The organism is uncultured Corynebacterium sp. (assembly GCF_902489365.1).
GTDB lineage: Bacteria > Actinomycetota > Actinomycetes > Mycobacteriales > Mycobacteriaceae > Corynebacterium.
Genome location: NZ_CABTZR010000151.1, coordinates 1 through 2,536, shown reverse-complemented (window position 1 = coordinate 2,536; position 2,536 = coordinate 1). Strand labels below are relative to the sequence as shown.

The window sequence follows — 2,536 nt, the reverse complement described above, 5'->3', positions numbered from 1 at the left end:
GCCCAAGTCTAAACCCTAACTTGAGATTTAGATAGTCCAACGCGGCGCGCCTCGCCGCAAGCCTCCTTCAGCCCGGCCTAAACTAAGCCGCATGAGCACGCCCCGCCCGCATATCCGCCCGGCCCGCCACCGCCACGGCCGCGGTGCACAAGGGCCGCTGCTGCCGCACAACACGCCGCGCTATCGCAGCAGCGCCGAGCGCTTCGATATGGCGGTGCTCGAGGCCTACGCCCCCATCCATAACGCCTTTGCCGAACAACTCATCGGGCTCGACCTTGCCGTTGATACCGTGCCCCGGATGCGCCTGTCAGTAGACATGACGGTCATGCCGGATGAGATCATCGCCGACGGTCCCGTTCCATTGGGGCGCATCGTGCCCGCGGGCGTGGATTCCGCCGGCAAGCCCACGCGCGCCCGCCTGGTCATTTTCCGCATGCCCATTGAAGAGCGCGTGCAGTCGGCACAGGAACGCGAGGAACTGCTATCGACCGTACTTACCGCACTAGTGGCCAATTACCTGAACGTCGATCCCGGGGACATCGATCCGCGCTTTGCCTGGTAAACCACACCTGAAAACCCATCGCTCCCCCTCACCGCTGGGGCTGAGGGCCCGAACGATAAGGGGGAGCGATGACACTGCACTACTAGATCCGCTGCACCTAACCGATCTCACGCTTTAATCGGCGGCGCTCACGGTCCGACAAGCCGCCCCAAATTCCAAAGCGCTCATCGTGCTCCAAGGCATATTCGAGGCATTCATCCCGCACCGCACAGGCCTGGCAGATGCGCTTGGCCTCGCGCGTCGATCCTCCCTTTTCTGGGAAGAAGGCTTCCGGGTCCGTCTGGGCGCACAGCGCCTGGTCTTGCCACTCCTGCTCGACGGCACCAAAGAGTTCATCGAGCGACATCTCTGCAGCAGCACCGCCACGGAGAATAGCGCTGTTATTCGTTGTATTGTCCACGCCGCTTCCTTTCTCCGAGGTCGTTTCTCTCTTGATTCAGTGGCACCGACCCTACACCGAAACAATTTCTCGGTGCCGCGCCCGCCGTGCCGTTGATTACACTGATGTCATTTCACACCGGATCACTAAATATCGTCAACCTGTCGTGGAAGATTTTTGTTGGACTCCAGAGAAAACGCTGTACAGCATCCCCAACTTTCACATCAGTCACAAATCTCGTAGCTAAGGGGTGATCATCGGGGGTACTACATGTAGTGGCTACCCCCGACCCTGTGAACAATTCCAAGGTTTCTTCGGCGTGTCGCCACCCAGTCAGGCAAAACACATGGATCTCATTCGCACCACGAAAACCACGAGTCACTACCGCGTGTGTCACTTAGCCTTCGGCGCCGTTACCAGAAAACAAGAAAAGGAAAGCGCCGAGAGCCGCTCCCTGCTCCCAGCGCTTTCCTAACTCTTATTTCTCAGCTGCGCTGCAGCACTCAGGCATCGGAACTAAAACGCACGCCGGCGTCCGGAATGCTCACGCCTGGGAAAACGCGCATGCCGCCCTGCAGCTCACAGCGCGCTCCGATGGTGGCGCCTTCACCGATGACGCAGTTGTCGATATGCGCGTTGGCACCAATGTGCGCGCCCGAGGCAATGATGGAGTTGTTAATGATGGCGCCCGGCTCGATAGTGACGCCATCGAAGACCACCGTGCCGTCCAAGCGGCAGCCCGCCCCAATCACGGAACCACGGCCCACGGCCGTGCCGGACAGCAGTAGTACGCCACCGGCGATACCCGCGGACTCATCCACGACAGACTCACCCGTGCGCCCGACCAGCAGCGGCGAATGCGCGATACCGCGGACCAAGTCGGAGGAACCGCGGACGAAATCATCCGGACGGCCCATGTCACGCCAATAGGAGTTATCCACGTGGCCTACCACCAGGCGGCCGGACTCCAGCAGTTGCGGGAAGGTTTCGCGCTCCACGGAGACCACGCGGCCAGCCGGAATCGTCTCGATGACATCCTTCTTGAACACGTAGCAACCGGCGTTAATCTGATTCGTCGGCGGATCCTCGGTCTTTTCCAAAAAGGCCGTTACTCGGCCCTCAGAATCAGTAGGAACGCAGCCAAAGGCACGGGGATCAGCGACGTTGAGCAGGTGCATCGTCACGTCGGCGTCCTTGGCATGATGCGTATCGAGGATGCCGTTGAGATCCATGCCAGACAAAACGTCGCCGTTGAACACCATGACTGTGTCCTGGCGCAGCTTGTCATAGACGTTGCGGATACCGCCGCCGGTACCCAGCGCGGTCTCCTCCACCACATACTCAATTTCCAGGCCCAGATCGGAACCATCCCCGAAGTACTCCTCAAAGACCTCCGCCTTATAAGAAGTGGAGAGCACCACGTGCTCAATCCCGGCTTCCTTGATACGGGCGAGCAGGTGCTGGAGGAATGGGTAGTTGGCCGTGGGCAACATCGGCTTCGGCGTGCCAATCGTCAGCGGGCGCAGGCGGGTGCCGCGACCTCCCACCAGAATGACGGCATCGGCCGTCGATCCCCACTGGGGCGCTGATTCAGT

3 protein-coding genes are annotated in these 2,536 nt (G+C 60.4%); 1 reads left to right on the top strand and 2 read right to left on the bottom strand.

What is annotated here, in order from left to right:
* Nucleotides 1–91: 91 nt before the first annotated feature.
* A complete protein-coding gene (locus tag RDN59_RS12000; RefSeq protein ID WP_308608033.1) occupies nucleotides 92–562 on the top strand; it encodes a metallopeptidase family protein in 471 nt (156 codons plus the stop codon).
* 97 nt (nucleotides 563–659) lie between these two features.
* Here RDN59_RS12000 and RDN59_RS11995 read toward each other — a convergent pair whose 3' ends face one another.
* Together RDN59_RS11995 and RDN59_RS11990 are read right to left on the bottom strand one after the other, a co-directional pair.
* Entirely contained in the window at nucleotides 660–908 is a 249-nt protein-coding gene (locus RDN59_RS11995) for a WhiB family transcriptional regulator (RefSeq protein WP_005528147.1), read from the bottom strand.
* Nucleotides 909–1,444: 536 nt separating this feature from the next.
* Complete coding sequence (locus RDN59_RS11990) at nucleotides 1,445–2,494, bottom strand: NDP-sugar synthase (RefSeq protein WP_308608034.1); 1,050 nt, start codon at nucleotides 2,492–2,494, stop codon at nucleotides 1,445–1,447.
* Nucleotides 2,495–2,536: the final 42 nt, after the last annotated feature.